This is a genomic window from Mesorhizobium sp. B2-6-2 (assembly GCF_006440615.1).
In the GTDB taxonomy this organism is placed as follows: domain Bacteria; phylum Pseudomonadota; class Alphaproteobacteria; order Rhizobiales; family Rhizobiaceae; genus Mesorhizobium.
This window is the reverse complement of the sequence record NZ_VFUG01000006.1, coordinates 163,064-178,002: the sequence shown is the minus strand read 5'-3', so window position 1 is coordinate 178,002 and position 14,939 is coordinate 163,064. Positions and strand designations below refer to the sequence as shown.

At 64.6% G+C, this 14,939-nt stretch carries 13 protein-coding genes and 1 tRNA gene; 7 read left to right on the top strand and 7 right to left on the bottom strand.

Annotated elements, in window-relative coordinates:
• The first annotated feature begins 45 nt into the window (after positions 1-45).
• The 3 genes from gmd to FJ419_RS15295 all read left to right on the top strand — a co-directional run bounded on the left by gmd (position 46) and on the right by FJ419_RS15295 (position 2,386).
• Complete coding sequence (gene gmd, locus FJ419_RS15305) at positions 46-1,029, top strand: GDP-mannose 4,6-dehydratase (protein WP_140694499.1); 984 nt, start codon at positions 46-48, stop codon at positions 1,027-1,029.
• 95 nt (positions 1,030-1,124) lie between these two features.
• Positions 1,125-2,081: an NAD-dependent epimerase/dehydratase family protein gene (locus FJ419_RS15300; RefSeq protein WP_140694496.1), complete on the top strand. Its 957-nt coding sequence runs from the start codon at positions 1,125-1,127 to the stop codon at positions 2,079-2,081.
• Positions 2,082-2,311: 230 nt separating this feature from the next.
• Positions 2,312-2,386, top strand: a tRNA-Gln gene (locus FJ419_RS15295).
• Positions 2,387-2,473: 87 nt separating this feature from the next.
• Here the strand turns inward: FJ419_RS15295 and FJ419_RS15290 are convergent.
• On the bottom strand, positions 2,474-2,983 hold the full coding sequence (locus tag FJ419_RS15290; RefSeq protein WP_140694493.1) for an anthrone oxygenase family protein: 510 nt from the start codon (positions 2,981-2,983) through the stop codon (positions 2,474-2,476).
• 249 nt (positions 2,984-3,232) lie between these two features.
• On the opposite strand from FJ419_RS15290, the gene FJ419_RS15285 reads away from it, so the two are divergent.
• On the top strand, positions 3,233-4,945 hold the full coding sequence (locus FJ419_RS15285) for an HAD family hydrolase (protein WP_140694487.1): 1,713 nt from the start codon (positions 3,233-3,235) through the stop codon (positions 4,943-4,945).
• 31 nt (positions 4,946-4,976) lie between these two features.
• Here FJ419_RS15285 and smc read toward each other — a convergent pair whose 3' ends face one another.
• The 3 genes from smc to FJ419_RS15270 form a co-directional block, all read right to left on the bottom strand.
• Positions 4,977-8,435 (bottom strand): chromosome segregation protein SMC, encoded by a 3,459-nt coding sequence (gene smc / locus FJ419_RS15280; protein ID WP_140694484.1) that lies wholly within the window; start codon positions 8,433-8,435, stop codon positions 4,977-4,979.
• A gap of 63 nt (positions 8,436-8,498) precedes the next feature.
• Positions 8,499-9,245 (bottom strand): DsbA family protein, encoded by a 747-nt coding sequence (locus FJ419_RS15275; RefSeq protein ID WP_140694480.1) that lies wholly within the window; start codon positions 9,243-9,245, stop codon positions 8,499-8,501.
• Between the two features lie 154 nt (positions 9,246-9,399).
• Positions 9,400-9,909, bottom strand: a complete 510-nt coding sequence (locus tag FJ419_RS15270) for a DUF721 domain-containing protein (RefSeq protein ID WP_140694474.1) — start codon at positions 9,907-9,909, stop codon at positions 9,400-9,402.
• A gap of 32 nt (positions 9,910-9,941) precedes the next feature.
• Here FJ419_RS15270 and mutY point away from each other — a divergent pair, with 32 nt between their 5' ends.
• The gene (gene mutY / locus FJ419_RS15265) at positions 9,942-11,096 is read left to right on the top strand and encodes an A/G-specific adenine glycosylase (RefSeq protein WP_140694471.1); all 1,155 of its coding nucleotides are present in this window, start codon (positions 9,942-9,944) and stop codon (positions 11,094-11,096) included.
• A 10-nt stretch (positions 11,097-11,106) separates the two neighbouring features.
• Positions 11,107-11,718 (top strand): HAD family phosphatase, encoded by a 612-nt coding sequence (locus tag FJ419_RS15260; RefSeq protein ID WP_140694468.1) that lies wholly within the window; start codon positions 11,107-11,109, stop codon positions 11,716-11,718.
• Positions 11,719-11,769: 51 nt separating this feature from the next.
• Here FJ419_RS15260 and FJ419_RS15255 read toward each other — a convergent pair whose 3' ends face one another.
• The gene (locus FJ419_RS15255; RefSeq protein WP_140694465.1) at positions 11,770-12,903 is read right to left on the bottom strand and encodes a site-specific DNA-methyltransferase; all 1,134 of its coding nucleotides are present in this window, start codon (positions 12,901-12,903) and stop codon (positions 11,770-11,772) included.
• Positions 12,904-13,076: 173 nt separating this feature from the next.
• Between FJ419_RS15255 and FJ419_RS15250 the strand changes: the two genes are divergently transcribed.
• Positions 13,077-13,766: an HAD family phosphatase gene (locus tag FJ419_RS15250; RefSeq protein WP_140541548.1), complete on the top strand. Its 690-nt coding sequence runs from the start codon at positions 13,077-13,079 to the stop codon at positions 13,764-13,766.
• 54 nt (positions 13,767-13,820) lie between these two features.
• On the opposite strand, the gene FJ419_RS31175 is transcribed toward FJ419_RS15250, so the two are convergent.
• Both FJ419_RS31175 and FJ419_RS15240 read right to left on the bottom strand, forming a co-directional pair.
• The gene (locus FJ419_RS31175) at positions 13,821-14,015 is read right to left on the bottom strand and encodes a BrnA antitoxin family protein (RefSeq protein WP_246679217.1); all 195 of its coding nucleotides are present in this window, start codon (positions 14,013-14,015) and stop codon (positions 13,821-13,823) included.
• 161 nt (positions 14,016-14,176) lie between these two features.
• On the bottom strand, positions 14,177-14,920 hold the full coding sequence (locus tag FJ419_RS15240; RefSeq protein ID WP_140694459.1) for a hypothetical protein: 744 nt from the start codon (positions 14,918-14,920) through the stop codon (positions 14,177-14,179).
• Positions 14,921-14,939: the final 19 nt, after the last annotated feature.

Here is a 14,939-nt window from a genome sequence, read left to right as displayed (position 1 = left end):
ACGGGGACTCGTGCCCCACGTTTCGCTCGAGCCCTGAGAGCATCGATGACAAGAACGGCGTTGATAACCGGCATTACCGGGCAGGATGGCGCCTATCTGGCCCAGCTCCTGCTTGCGAAGGGTTACCGAGTCCACGGACTGGCGCGGCGGTCGAGCACAGCCGACGTCAACACCACGCGCCTGAAATGGCTGGGGATCGAAAACGACGTGCGGATCGTGGACGGCAACCTGACGGACCTGTCGGGTCTTAGTCGAACCATGCGCGACGTAAGACCGGACGAGGTCTACAACCTTGCCGCACAGTCTTTCGTCAAATCCTCATGGCAGCAGCCGATTCTGACCGGAAATGTCACCGGTATCGGCGTCACCAATGTTCTGGAGGCGCTGCGTCTCGAGATCCCCGAGGCGCGTTTCTACCAGGCGTCGTCGTCGGAGATGTACGGCCTTATCCAGGAGCCGGTGCAGTCGGAGACCACGCCTTTCCATCCCCGCTCTCCCTATGCGGTGGCGAAGGTCTACGGTCACTGGATCACCATCAATTATCGCGAGAGCTTCGGCCTGCACGCTTCGAGCGGCATCCTGTTCAATCACGAATCGCCGCTTCGCGGCATCGAATTCGTGACACGCAAAGTCACGGACGCCGTCGCGCGCATCAAGAAGGGCATGGCCAAGGAACTGCGCCTGGGCAACATCGACGCCAAGCGCGACTGGGGCCACTCCAGGGACTATGTCCGCGCCATGTGGCTGATGCTGCAGCAGGATCAGCCCGACGACTATGTGGTCGCCACCGGCAGGACGACGACGGTGCGCGATATGTGCAGGATCGCGTTCGAGCATGTAGGGCTGGAGATGAATGACCATCTTGTCATCGATCCCGACCTGTTCAGGCCGGCGGAAGTCGAAATCCTTCGCGGCAATCCGGCCAAGGCAAAGGCGAAGCTCGGATGGGAAGCGACGATCTCCCTGGAGGATATGATCCGCGAAATGGTGGACGCCGATCTGGCGCGCCACTCGGCTGCCAGGAATTGAAAGGATACTCTTGCATATACGGGTCGATGACTTGACGCACCATCTTCCGCCACGCATCCGCATGCGGACAATTCGTCGTGATCCGTGAGGCCGGCATGCGCGTTTTGATAACCGGCGCCAACGGTTTCGTCGGGCCCTATGTGGGCGACGCGCTGCGCAGGATTTGCGGCCGCGAAATTGTCATTGCCGCGACCTCCAAGGATGGTGGTCCGCATCCCGCCTTCGGCCAGGTCGAAGAACTGGACGTGACCGATCCGGCCGCCGTCCATGATGCCATTGCCCGTCACCGGCCCACCCATGTCATTCACATGGCGGCGGTCGCGGCCCTGGGTGCTGCCAAGGCCGATCCCCGCAACGCATGGCGCATTCATGTGGGCGGCGCGCTCAACGTGGCCCATGCCGTCCTCGACAAGGCTCCCGACTGCTGGCTGGTTCATGTCGGATCGGGCCTGGTCTATGGCGAAAGCGCCAAGACCGGACGCCCGCTCGACGAAGGCACCCTGCTTGCTCCGGTCGACGACTACGCCGTGACCAAGGCCGCGGCCGACCTCGCGCTCGGCGCGCTTTCAGGCCAGGGGTTGAAGTGTGTCCGAATGCGCCCCTTCAATCATACGGGCCCGGGCCAGACCGAGGCATTTGCCGTGCCGGCCTTCGCCATGCAGATCGCCCGGATCGAAGCGGGCTTGGCTCCGCCGGTGATCCGCGTCGGCAATCTCGATGCGAGGCGCGATTTCCTGGATGCGCGCGACATAGCCAACGCCTATGCGCGCGCGGTTCTGAAGAGCCGCGATCTTGCGCCGAACGCCATTTTCAACCTTGCGTCCGGCCTCTCCTGGCGGATGGGAGACATCCTCGATCGGCTGCTGGCCCGCAGCAGCGTCAGGATCGTCACGGAGCAGGATCCGCTGCGGCTGCGGCCGAGCGATCTGCCATGCATCATTGGCGACGCGACCCGCGCACGGACTCTGCTCGGCTGGGTGCCCGAGCATTCTTTCGAGGATACGCTTGCGGCCGTCCTGGAGGATTGCCGCGCACGCGTGGCCCAGGCGTAGGCAAGGATGCATCGCCTGCTTCCCTGAAGCCGGAGCTGAGCCGCTCCCGCCAGCACTGCCCCAAGCTGCCGCGCGAAGCGTGCGGCTTACGATCCACCGCCGGGCGATCGGCGACGAACTGGCCGGAAATGGCGGCCCCGCCTCACTGCCGATTTTAGTTGATCTCCCGGCATTGAGCTTTGCGCCGCCTCGTCCTATAAGGCCGCGCGCAGCGCGGCATGCCCGCCTGCTGGGGCGTCGCCAAGTGGTAAGGCATCGGTTTTTGGTACCGACATTCCCAGGTTCGAATCCTGGCGCCCCAGCCAACCTCCTCAATCAGCGCCGAGCTCGAACGGATGATCGGCCAACGCGTTTGAAGCATCGCGTGGTTCGACCGGAAAGCCGGTCGGATATCAGGCGCCTTGAATGGCGATTGCGGTGGTGAGCAAGATCAGGCTCAGCATCGCCAGTGCCGCGCGAATAACGTGCGACAGTTCCCAGCGGTTGCGCAACGCCGTCCACTCCTGCGCTGGTGGGAGCGGAGCTCCGTCGCTGCCTTCAGTCGCGAAGAAGCGCTTTGCCGGCGCGTTCAATTCCACGTCCTGCAGCCAGTGCTTGTTGACCGGCTGGGTCATGAACCAGAAGACAAACTGCATGGCGAGGAGCGCGATCAAGGCGCCGGCGATCAGCCAGACATGGAGCGCACCGCTCGAGGTCAGCATCAGCGCAAAAGTCGCGAGGATCCCACCGATCTCCGCGATGCCGCCTCCAATCGTGAAACCCGGGTAGTAGATGCGTTGGACAACGAAATACTCTTGCCTACCGAGTAGCAACTTGCCCGGTAGCTCCAGCGCGTGGGCGAGCGCCATGGCCATCGCACCGGCCACAAGGACGACGGTCAGGACCTCCAGAAAGACATACATTGGATCGGCCTCTCACTCCAGCTCGAGCGCTTGTGCGGGAGCAACCTCGTCAAGACGGAACGTGATCCTGCCGACCGGGTTCCCATCGGCGCACGCTCCAATTCCGCTGGGCGGCGCGCCGGATGCGCCGTCAGCTGCTCGAAGCGCCGCGATCGTTTCGACGCCAACCATCGGCCTAAACCTTTTCCGCCGACAGGCGTTGTTCGTTCCAGACGGACCGACAAACACCGTTCGGAGAGGTTTCAACCGATGTATTTCATGGCATTGGCCACCGACTATGATGGCACGCTGGCGCATGATGGCCTGGTCGCGGCCAGCACGATCTTGGCACTGGAGAAGCTAAAGAAGTCCGGGCGCAAGCTGATCCTGGTCACCGGGCGGGAACTGCCCGATCTCAAGGAGGTGTTTCCCGAACTTTCCCTGTTCGACAAGGTCGTCGCCGAAAACGGCGCGCTGGTCTACACGCCGGCCAGCGAGGAAGAGCGCACGATCGCCCCATCGCCTTCCGCGGATCTTGTCGACAGGCTCAAAAAGCGCGGCGTGAAGCCGCTGTCCGTCGGCCGCTCGATCGTCGCCACCTGGGAGCCGCACCAAGCCACCGTGCTCGACGTCATCAAGCAGCTCGGGCTGGAGCTGGAGATCATCTTCAACAAGGGCGCGGTGATGATCCTGCCTTCCGGCATCAACAAGGCGACCGGGCTGGCGGCGGCGCTAGACGACCTGAAGCTGTCGCCGCACAATGTGGTGGCCGTCGGCGACGCCGAAAACGACCACGCCTTCCTCAGGGCTTCGGGCTGCAGCGTCGCGGTGGCCAACGCGCTGCCCGCCGTCAAGGAAACTGCCGACCTCGTCACCGGGGAGGCGCGCGGCACGGGCGTCGAGGAACTGATCCGCAAGCTGATCAAGCACGATCATCTGGTGGCTAAGAAACGCTTGCGCGGCGTGCTGCTCGGGACCTCGCGCGGGAAAGAGATCTATCTGTCGCCGATGGAAACGGTGCTGATCGCCGGCAGCTCGGGCATCGGCAAATCGACCTTGGCCACGGCGCTCACCGAGCGGCTGGTCGAAAAGGGTCTGCAATTCTGCATTTTCGACCCCGAGGGCGACTATGACGAACTGAAAGGCGCGGTGCCGCTCGGTAACGGCTCGACCGCGCCGAACAAGGAACAGTTGCTGGAATTGATCGAGAAACCGCAGACCAATATCGTGGTCAACGGCCTGGCGCTGAAGGTCGATGAAAGGCCCGATTTCTTCGCCGAATTGCTGCCCGGGCTCGGCAATATCCGCTATCGCACGGCAAGGCCGCACTGGCTGATCATCGACGAGGCGCATCATTTGATGCCCAAGCGACGCGGGGATACGCGATCCGTGCTTTCGATCGAGCTGCCCGGCACGGTGCTGATCACCGTCCATCCGGAAGCGATCTCGACCGATGCGCTCGGCCTGGTGACAGCGGTGATTGCGCTTGGGCCCAAGGCAAAGGGCGTGATCAAAACCTTCTGCAAGGAAACAGGGCTCCAGGCTCCAAAGAACATTCCGTTGCCCAAGGGCGACCGGGTGCTGTTCTGGCGGCCGCACGACGGCAAGAAGCCGTTCACGGTAAAGGCAATCGAGCCCGACCAGTCGCTGAAGCGCCACAGCCGCAAATATGCAGAAGGCGAACTCGACGAGGCGGGCAGCTTCTACTTCACCGGTCCGAGGAAGGCGATGAACCTCAGGGCCCACAATCTCATCATCTTCGCGCAGATGGCGGAAGGCATCGACGACAAGACATGGGAATACCATCTGCGCGCCGGCGACTATTCCAAATGGTTCCGCCAGCAGATCAGGGACGAGGACCTCGCCCGAGAAACGGCTGAAGCGGAGAAGAACAAGACATTGTCGGCCGACGAGAGCCGCAAGCTGGTGATCGACGCCGTGCGGCGGCGCTACACGGCGCCTGCTACGGCTGCGGAGAAGTAGATCGGTTCGCCAGCCTGAACCGGCCGAGTTCTCAGCTCGCCTCGCGCATCGCCTCGGCGGCCTGCAGATCGACCGAGACCAGTTGGCTGACGCCCTGCTCGGCCATGGTGACACCGAACAGCCGGTCCATGCGCGCCATGGTGATGGGATTGTGGGTGATGATGACGAAGCGCGTCTCGGTGGTCTTCGACATCTCGTCCATCAAATTGCAGAAGCGCTCGACATTGTGGTCGTCGAGCGGCGCGTCGACCTCGTCGAGCACGCAGATCGGCGCGGGGTTGGTGAGGAACACCGCGAAGATCAACGACATCGCCGTCAGCGCCTGCTCGCCGCCGGAAAGCAGCGTCATGGTCTGCGGCTTCTTGCCGGGCGGGCGGGCGAGGATTTCCAGCCCCGCCTCCAGCGGATCATCGGACTCGATCAACTGCAGCTCGGCCGTGCCGCCGCCGAACAGATGCGAGAACAGCCGCTGGAAATGGCCGTTGACCACCTCGAAGGCCGACAGCAGCCGCTCGCGGCCCTCGCGGTTGAGGCTCTGGATTGCCTGGCGCAGCTTGCGGATCGCCTCGATGATATCCTCGCGCTCGGAAACGATGGTTTCCAGGCGCTCCGACAATTCCTTCTGCTCTTCCTCGGCGCGCAAATTGACGGCGCCGAGCCGCTCGCGCTCGATCTTCAGCCGGTCGAGCTGGCGTTCGATCTCGGCCATGTCGGGCATCGGATCGTCGGCTTCGAGGCCGGTATGCTTGATGACCAGATGCGGCGGCGTGTTCAGCGCCTCCTGGATACGCGCCTCGATCTCGGCGCGGCGTTCATCCGCTGCGGTGAGCCGCTCCTCGGCGCGAACGCGGGTTTCGCGCGATTCGGCGAGCGACTGGATGGCGGCGGTGGCCGCCTTGTCGAGCTCCGCCTGCTTGTTTTCCGCCTCCTGCAGGCGGTCGCCGGCAGCCTTGCGCAGCGCCTCGGCCTCGGAAAGCTGCGTCAGCAGGGCGCGGCGCTTGGCGTCGATCTCGTCGGGCGCATCGGCCAGCTGCTCGCGCTCGGCTTCGGCCTCCGCCTTGCGCTCGCCAAGGGCGGCGATCTGCGTCGAGGCATTTTCGGCGCGCTCCAGCCAGCTCCTGCGCTCGGCACCGATGGCGTCCAACCGGCGAATGCGCGCCTCGGCCTCGCGCCGCAGCCCTTCATGCACGGCGCGTGCATCGGCAAGCGTGGCGCGGTCGCGCGAGACGTTGGCGGAAGCCTGTTCGAGCTGAAGCTGCAGGTCGCCGAGATCGGGCGCGTCCTTCAGCATCTCCTCGGCTTCGAGGAAGGAGGCCTGCGTCTCCTCGTGGCTGTCAACGATGCGAGCGCGTGCCTCTTCTAGCGCGGCGCGCCGGCTCAACAGCTCGCCGCCGGCCTTCTCGGCCTCGGCCAGCGCGTTGCGCGCGGCATCCAGCGCATGCTGGGCATCGCGGCCGGCTTGGCGCGCATTGCGCTCGGCCTCGCTTGCCTGGCGCATCGCCTGCTCGGCGCGAGCCAGCGCTTCCTCGGCCTCGCGCACGACGCGCGTCGCCTGCACGGCTTCGGCGTCGAGCTCGGCCAGACGGTTCTTCTGCGCCAGCCGCTGCGCGGCGGCGGTCGGGGCATCGGCGCTCGCGGTCAGGCCGTCCCAGCGCCAGAGCGCGCCGTCGCGGCTGACCAGCCGCTGGCCAGGCGCAAGCTGCGCCTGGAGACGACGGCCGTCGGCGCCGTCGACGATGCCGATCTGCGCGAGGCGGCGGGCAAGCTGCGGCGGCGCGCGCACGACGCTGGCAAGGCTCTTGACGCCTTCGGGCAGCGCCGCATCGCTGGGCTGCACCACGCTTTCGCCCCAATGCACCGGGGCGCTGCGGTCGAGCGGGACGTCGAGATCCTCGCCGAGGGCTGCGCCAAGCGCGGTTTCATAGCCGCGCTCGACATTGATCTGCTCCAGCACGGAGGGAAAGAGATCGCCGCTGGCGGCGTTGAGGATCTTGGCCAGCGTGCGCGCTTCGGTCTCGATGCGCGCCAGTTCGGCCCTTGCATCCTGCATCGGAGGCCTTGCGGCGCTTTCGGCCGCGCGAGCCTCGGCGACTGCCTGCTCGGCGGCAATGGCGCCGGCCTCGCTCTCTTCCAGCCGAGCCAGCGCGTCCTCGACCAGCAGGCGCTTTTCGGCCGGATCGGGCAGGCCGGAAATCCGCGCGACGATATCGGAAAGCTCGCGGTCGACCTCGGCGAGCTGGCGGGCGAAGCGGTCGCGGCGCTCGGCGGTCTCGCGCAGCGTGCGCTCGATCTGGTGGCGCGAGGCGGCCGCCTCGGCGCGCCCGGCGGTCAGCGCGGCAAGTTTTGCCTCGCTTTGCGACAGCGTCGCGCCGGCCTGCTCGAAGGCGGCGCGCGTGGTCGCCTCGCGCTCGGCAGCACCTGCGTTTTCCGAATTGAGCTCGGCCTCCTCGGCGCGCAGGCGCTCGAGGATGTCGGCATTGTCGCGCACCATCCGCTCCTCGCGGGCAATGTCGGCGTCGAGCTGCTGCAGCCGGCGTTCGAGCTCGGTCTGGCGCGCACGGATGCGGCCGGCCTCTTCCTCGATCTGGGTCTTGGCGATCGACAGGCGCTGGAAGGCGGCTGCGGCGGCAGCTTCCGCATCACGCAAATCCGGCAGCCGGTGCGCGGCTATGCCCTGCTCCCTGGCCGCCGCCATCTGCGCGGCGGCGCGGTCGCCGACCAGCGTGGTGGCAACGGCAAGTGCTGAACGCGCCTCGCCTTCCTGCGTCTTGGCCAGCGTCCAGCGCAGATGCAAGAGCGTTGCCTCGGCCTTGCGAATATCGGCCGACAGGTTCTTGAAGCGCGAGGCCTGGCGCGCCTGGCGCTTCAGGCTCTCGATCTGGCCTTCCAGCTCGCCGACGACGTCGTCCAGCCGCTCGAGATTCTGCTCAGCACCCTTCAGTCTGAGCTCGGCTTCATGACGGCGCGTGTGTAGGCCGGAAATGCCTGCCGCCTCTTCGAGCAGCGCGCGACGGGCCTGGGGCTTGGCCTGGATCAGCTCGCCGATACGGCCCTGCCCAACCATCGAGGGCGAGCGCGCGCCTGTCGACTGGTCGGCGAACAGAAGCTGCACGTCCTTGGCGCGCGCTTCCTTGCCGTTGATGCGGTAGAGCGAGCCCGCCTCGCGCTCGATGCGGCGCGACACCTGCAATTCGTCGGCATCGTTGAAGGCCGCGGGTGCCGTGCGGTCGGTATTGTCAAGGAAAAGCGTGACTTCGGCGGTGTTGCGCGCCGGCCGCGCACCCGAGCCCGAGAAGATCACGTCGTCCATGCCGGACGCGCGCATGTTCTTGTAGGAGCTTTCGCCCATCACCCAGCGCAGCGCTTCGACGAGGTTCGACTTGCCGCAGCCGTTCGGCCCGACAATGCCGGTCAGCCCGCGTTCGATGACGAACTCGCCGGGCTCGACGAAGGACTTGAAACCGAGGAGGCGAAGGCGCGAAAACTTCATTCGCGCCGCCCAACACTACAGGCGTGCACGCCAAAGCCGGACCGCTTCGGCGCGGCCTGGATGTCAGAGCAGAGGGTCGATGATGGCCGACATTTCCTCAATCGACATCGCCCCTTTGTAGGTCTTTCCATTGATGAAGAAGGTCGGCGTCGAGTCGACCTTGAACTCGTCCGCTCCGCGTTTCTGGACTGCTCTCACATCGTCCAGAAGTTTCTGGTCCGTCAAGCAGGACTCAAAGGACTCCTGTGTAAAACCGGCGAGCTTGGAGATCTGCAGCAGCGCTTCCTTGGTGTTGCTGACGCCAACCCAGCTCGGCTGCTGCTTGAACAGCACGTCGACCATGGCGAAGTAGTTGTCCTTGGAGCAGCGCGCCAGCATGAAGCCGGCCTCGGCGCTCGGGTCGAACGGGAATTCGCGCAGGATGTAACGGGCCTTGCCGGTGTCGATATATTTGGTCTTCAGCTCAGGGAAGGTGGTCATCGCGAAATGCGCGCAATGCGGGCAGGTCATCGACGCGTATTCAACGATGGTGACCTTGGCGTCGTCCTTGCCGAGCTGCTTTTCGGGCAGCGCGCCGGGCTTCAGCAGCTCCGCCATGTCGACGGTGCCCTGCGCCTCGGGCACCTGGGCCGCCGCCGGCGTGGCGGCCGGCTTGGCAGGCGTCGACGGGTTGGTCGGCTTCACATCGGCGGCCTTGGCCTGCTCGCCGGAGTCGCTGCATGCGGCAAGCAGCGCCACCGCAGGAACAGCAGCCAGCGTGGTCAGAAGGTTTCTGCGAGACAGACTTTTGCCAAACGGGGCACGGTTCATGCGAATCACCTGATATCGGTTGGATTTTGCAATGCAAGGGCTAGAAAAGGCGAGAGTTGGCGCGAATTAAGGCATCGCGATCCCCAATCCAATCGGGAAACTCGATCATAAGCATCACGAATGCGCGAGATCGGGAACGCATTCATGACGCTTCTTACGACCCTTTGGGCTTCCTTTCACCCATAATCGTGGCGCCGAGCCGCTCCAGCGAAGCGCGCAGGCCGTCGTCCTCGATCTTGCCGACCATGCGCGAAAGCTTCGATTTCTCGGCCTCGCTCAAAGGCCGCGGCGCGGGCTTCGGCCGCGCCTTTTGCGAAAGCACCGGTTTTTGCAGAATCTTGATGCGGCCGACCGCGTTGAAACCCAGGAACGCGTTGACGCGGTTGATCACCTCGCCGGCCTCGTGCTGCAGATGCAGCGCCGCCATGCCCTCGCAGGCGATGATCAATGTCGCCGGCTCGAACGGGTCGTCCTCATGCAGCCGGCGCGGCCACTGGATCCTTTCCGGCCGCGAGTAGGCGGCAAGGCGCGGTCCGGCGATCTCTTCCCAGGACTGCACCAACCCTATCGAGATGCCGGCGCGCTTCTTCAGCACCGGATCGAGGATCTCGGTCGCGAGATCGCTCACCGGAACGGGATTGCCGAAGGGCCTTTTCCCTGCCATGTGCGTTCTCCAGTCCCCAGCTCATCCGATCAATGACACCGCTCGATCAGACCCGCAAGGCATCACAGAAGGCCCCGTCCGGCGATACGGGATCCGGAGATACCAGCAAAGCTGGATCCCGGGATATCGGGGCCCGCCTGCTTGCCTGGTATGATGCGCATCATCGCGACCTGCCCTGGCGCGTGACGCCAAGCGCGTTTGCGCGCGGCGCAAGGCCCGACCCCTATCGCGTCTGGTTGTCCGAGGTGATGCTGCAACAGACCACGGTCGAGGCGGTAAAAGCCTATTTCCGCAATTTCGTCGAGAAATGGCCGACCGTCGAGGCGCTGGCGGCGGCACCGGCCGAGGACGTGATGAAGGCCTGGGCCGGGCTCGGCTATTATTCCAGGGCGCGCAACCTGAAGGCCTGCGGCGACCTCGTGGCGCTGCGAGGCGGCCGCTTTCCCGACACTGAGGCGGGCCTGCGCGAATTGCCCGGCATTGGTGCCTACACCGCGGCGGCGATCGCGGCGATCGCCTTCGACCGGCCGGCGGCAGTCGTCGACGGCAATGTCGAGCGGGTCGTGGCCCGGCTCTATTCAATCGAGACGCCGCTCAGCGAAGCCAAACCGCAAATCCGCGCCTTGGTGGAAAAGCTGGTCCCGCAAACGCGGCCCGGCGATTTCGCCCAGGCGATGATGGATCTCGGCGCGACGATCTGCACGCCGAAGCGGCCGCGCTGCATGCTGTGCCCGGTGCGCGAGGATTGCAGCGCCATTCTCAGCGGCGATCCGGAACGCTTTCCGGTCCGCCTGCCGAAGGCCGACAAGCCGCTGCGCAAGGGTGCCGCCTTCGTCGCCGAGCGCGATGACGGCGCCATCCTCTTGCGCAAGCGGCCCGACAAAGGCCTGCTCGGCGGCATGACCGAAGTGCCGACCACCGCCTGGACCGCCAGGGTGGATGGCGCGACGACAGCGGACGCCGCGCCTTTTCCCGCCGATTGGCGGCGCGCCGGGCAGATCGGCCATGTCTTCACCCATTTCGCTCTCGAGCTCGACATCTTTCATGCCCACGTCAAGCGCGATGCGCCCGACGGGCATTTCTGGTCGCTGGCCCATGAAATTTCCGGGGAAGCGCTGCCCACCGTCATGAAAAAGGTAATCGAGACGGCCATACCGGGCGCGACCAAAAAGCAGCACCCGCATTGAAAGGACCGCAATGACCGAAATCCGCCATATCGTCTTTGACATCGGCAAGGTGCTTATCCATTACGATCCGGACATTCCGTTCAGCCGCCTGATCCCCGATGCCGAGGAGCGGAGGTGGTTCTTCGACAATGTCTGCACGAGCGCCTGGAACATCGAGCAGGATCGGGGGCGGACATGGGAAGAGGCCGAGGCGGCACTGATCGCCGAACATCCCGATCATGCCGAGAACATCCGAAATTTCCGCCGCCACTGGCATGAGATGGTGCCGCATGCCTACGAGGATAGCGTCGCCGTCATGCTCGGCCTGATCGAGAGGGGCCACGACGTGACGATGCTGACCAACTTCGCCGCCGATACGCTTGCCGAAGCCAGGCAACGTTTCGATTTCCTCAATCGGCCGCGCGGCGTCACCGTCTCCGGCGAGATCGGCCTGATCAAGCCGGATCAGGCGATCTACGACCATCACGTCGCCGCATTCGGGCTCAAACCGCTGGCGACGCTGTTCATCGACGACAGCCAGAAAAATGTCGATGGCGCCAAAGCGGCAGGCTGGCAGGCCGTGCTGTTCACCGACGCCAAGGCGCTTAAGGCAGACCTTGAGCGGCTGGGGATTGCAGCCTGATCTGAATCGCTTGCGGCGATCCGTTGACGTTTTGATTCAGCTTCAGGCGGATCAGGCCCCTGCCCGCTCCATGCCGAGGCGGGCGATGCGGCGCAGCTCGTCGATCGGGGTCAAGCCGCCGCTGCGTTCATAGTGCCAGAAGGTCCAGCCGTTGCAGGCATCCAGCCCCTGCACCTCGGCGCCGATCTTGTGGATCGAGCCGGCGCTGTCGCCGATGGCCAGCGTGCCGTCGGCGCGCACTTTGGCCGCCCAGCGCTTCTTGGCGTCGTAGAGCGTCGCGCCCGGCGTCATCAGGCCGTTGTCGAGCAGGCTGATGAAGGCGACGCGCGGTTCGGCGCGCTTGCCGGAAAGCACGGTGAGATCGGCGCTTTCCAACGGGCGCACCGCGGCGATGCGCTCATTGGCGGCATCGATATAGGCTTGTTCGCGCTCGATGCCGACAAAGTGGCGGCCAAGGCGCTTGGCGACGGCGCCGGTGGTGCCGGAACCGAAGAAGGGATCGAGCACGACGTCGCCCGGCTTGGTCGAGGCCATCATGATGCGGGCAAGCAAGGCTTCCGGCTTCTGCGTCGGATGCAGCTTGTTGCCATTCTCGTCCTTGAGCCGCTCGCCGCCGGTGCAGATCGGAAACAGCCAGTCGGAGCGCATCTGCAGGTCGTCGTTCGAGGCCTTCAGCGCTTCGTAGTTGAAGGTGTAGCCCTTGGCCTTCTGGTCTCGCGAGGCCCAGATCATCGTCTCATGCGCGTTCTGGAAGCGGCGGCCGCGGAAATTCGGCATCGGGTTGGTCTTGCGCCAGACGATGTCGTTGAGGATCCAGAAGCCGAGATCCTGCATGCGGGCGCCGACGCGGAAGATGTTGTGATAGGAGCCGATGACCCAGATGGTGCCGCTGGGCTTCAGCACGCGGCGCGCCGCGAGCAGCCAGGCACGAGTAAAGGCGTCGTAGGCCTCGAAACTCTCGAACTGGTCCCAGTCGTCGTCGACGGCGTCGACCTTGGACTGGTCGGGCCGGTGCAGGTCGCCGTCGAGCTGCAGATTGTAGGGCGGGTCGGCGAAGATGACGTCGATCGACTTTTCCGGCAGCCGGTCGAGCGCGGCGACGGAATCGCCTTTCAGGATGGTGTCCAGCCATTCGGACCGCTGGGGGACGTGGGAAAGCTCGTCGAGAAGACGCATGGCAGACATCAAAACACCCAAAGCACGCGTTACGGTTTACTGGCTGTTATGGTTACCGATCAGCGTAAACATTCGGTGAAGGCTGCAGACGCATGCGCGGTTTGCGAAGACCGGCCCATTGGTGTATGCCGCACCGCTTGGGCCAGCCATGCCATGCTCCCCTTCTCAACTTCCGGATTGCCATGCCCCAGCCAGACCTTGTCATCTTCGATTGCGACGGCGTGCTCGTCGATTCCGAAATCATCGCCGCGCGTGTCGATGCCGAGCTTCTGACGTCGGCCGGATTCGAGATTTCGGCCGAGGAGCTTGCCGAGACCTATGCCGGCCTGACTTTCAAGGACATCATGCTGCGGGTCGAGGAGAAGTCGCGGATCCCATTCCAGGCCTCGCTGATCGACCGCGAGGAAGAACTCGTCGACCGCAAGCTGCGCGCAGACGTGCGCGTCATCGACGGCGCCCGCGAGGCGGTTGCCGCAGTCACCGCGCCACGCGCCGTCTGCTCCAATTCACGCACCGAGCGGGTTGAATTCATGCTGGAGAAAGTGCGGCTGCTGCCGTTCTTCGCCGGCCGCATCTTTTCGGGCCTTGATATTCCCAGCAAGAAGACCAAGCCGGCGCCGGACGTGTTCCTCTACGCCGCCGAAAAGCTCGGCGCCAACCCGAAGAACACTTTCGTGATCGAGGATTCCGTGCACGGCATCGCCGGCGCCAGGGCCGCCGGCATGCGCGTCATCGGCTTCACCGGCGCCGGGCACAGCTATCCGGGCCATGCCGATGCGCTGACCGAGGCCGGCGCCGAAACGGTCATCCGGCGCTGGGCGGAGCTCAACAGCACGATCGCGGCGCTGTCGGAGTGGTCGGAAGACGCCTGAGACACTATCGGTTCTTTATGACTGCGCGGACAGACGCAAACGAAACGCTGTCTCTCAATCCAGACCTGCCGCTCTCCGAAGAGCATCGTTCATGCGGGTTTGCCATCTCGTGCCGCCCGCCTTGAAACGCTCGATAACGTCAGGGTCGAGTCGAAGAAGGACCGCCAGCTTGGCGTTTGATAGCCGGGGGCGACCTCGCCTGATCAGATTCGGCTGAGCGTCTGGATCGGTCCGCGCCGCTGCAGTTATAGCAGCGTCTTCTTCATCACTATTGAAAGCTGCCTTAATTCTATCCAGCAGAACAGCCGTCCGGTCCTCTTTGGCTGAACGATCCGAATTTCGGCCTGCCTCGTCGATGGGGCGCTGCTTAGTAGCCCCTTTCGATGTAGGTGACATAGCCAGTCGCCGTCTCAGTTCGTCGCCGGGACGCGCTTCTTCCCCTTGCCTTTCGACTTGTCGGCCGAGGCGGCCGGCATGTTCTCGTCATAGCCGGCATAGGCCTGGTAGTCGCGCGCGGTCGGCTCCGGCACCACGACATTGTTGTCGACGAAGACGAATTGGGTAGCGGCCGATGGGTCGGTAATTTGCACCTGGTACGGATGCAGCTGCGAATAAAGCACCTCGTCGCCATGCTGAACCGCGATGCGGATCGGCATGGTGACGGTGCCGGGCGCGAACATCGGCCCCGGCACGACCTTGCCGGCGACGGCTATCTTCATCGACATCTGGCCGTTGGCATGGGTGCAATCGCGCGTCACGTCGGTGATCGACGCCTGGTAGATGATCTTCGCCGGATCGTGAGCGGGATCGATCGGCTGGCCGTTAGGTCCGGTCTGTGCGGCCGCGGCGGCTGCCTGGGCCTCGGCGTCGGCCGCGGCGTCAACCTTCTTTTTCTTGGGCTTCGCCGTCGTGCCCTTGGCATAGGTGTTGAAATAGGCGGTGCCGTCGCGCAGCGTCACTTTCGGGCAATAGGCGCGCAACTGGCTGGCGAGGATCTTGGGATCCTGCGGCGGCGGCGGCGCGACGGGATCCTTCTTGGTTAAACCAAAGTTAAGAATACCATTGTCGCTCGATTGGCAGCCGGCGGCGGCAAGCATAAAGCCGGTGAGCGCCAGACCCGCGACAAAACGACGGTTGACCGAATAAAACGCCATGAAACTGCACTTCCCTCTC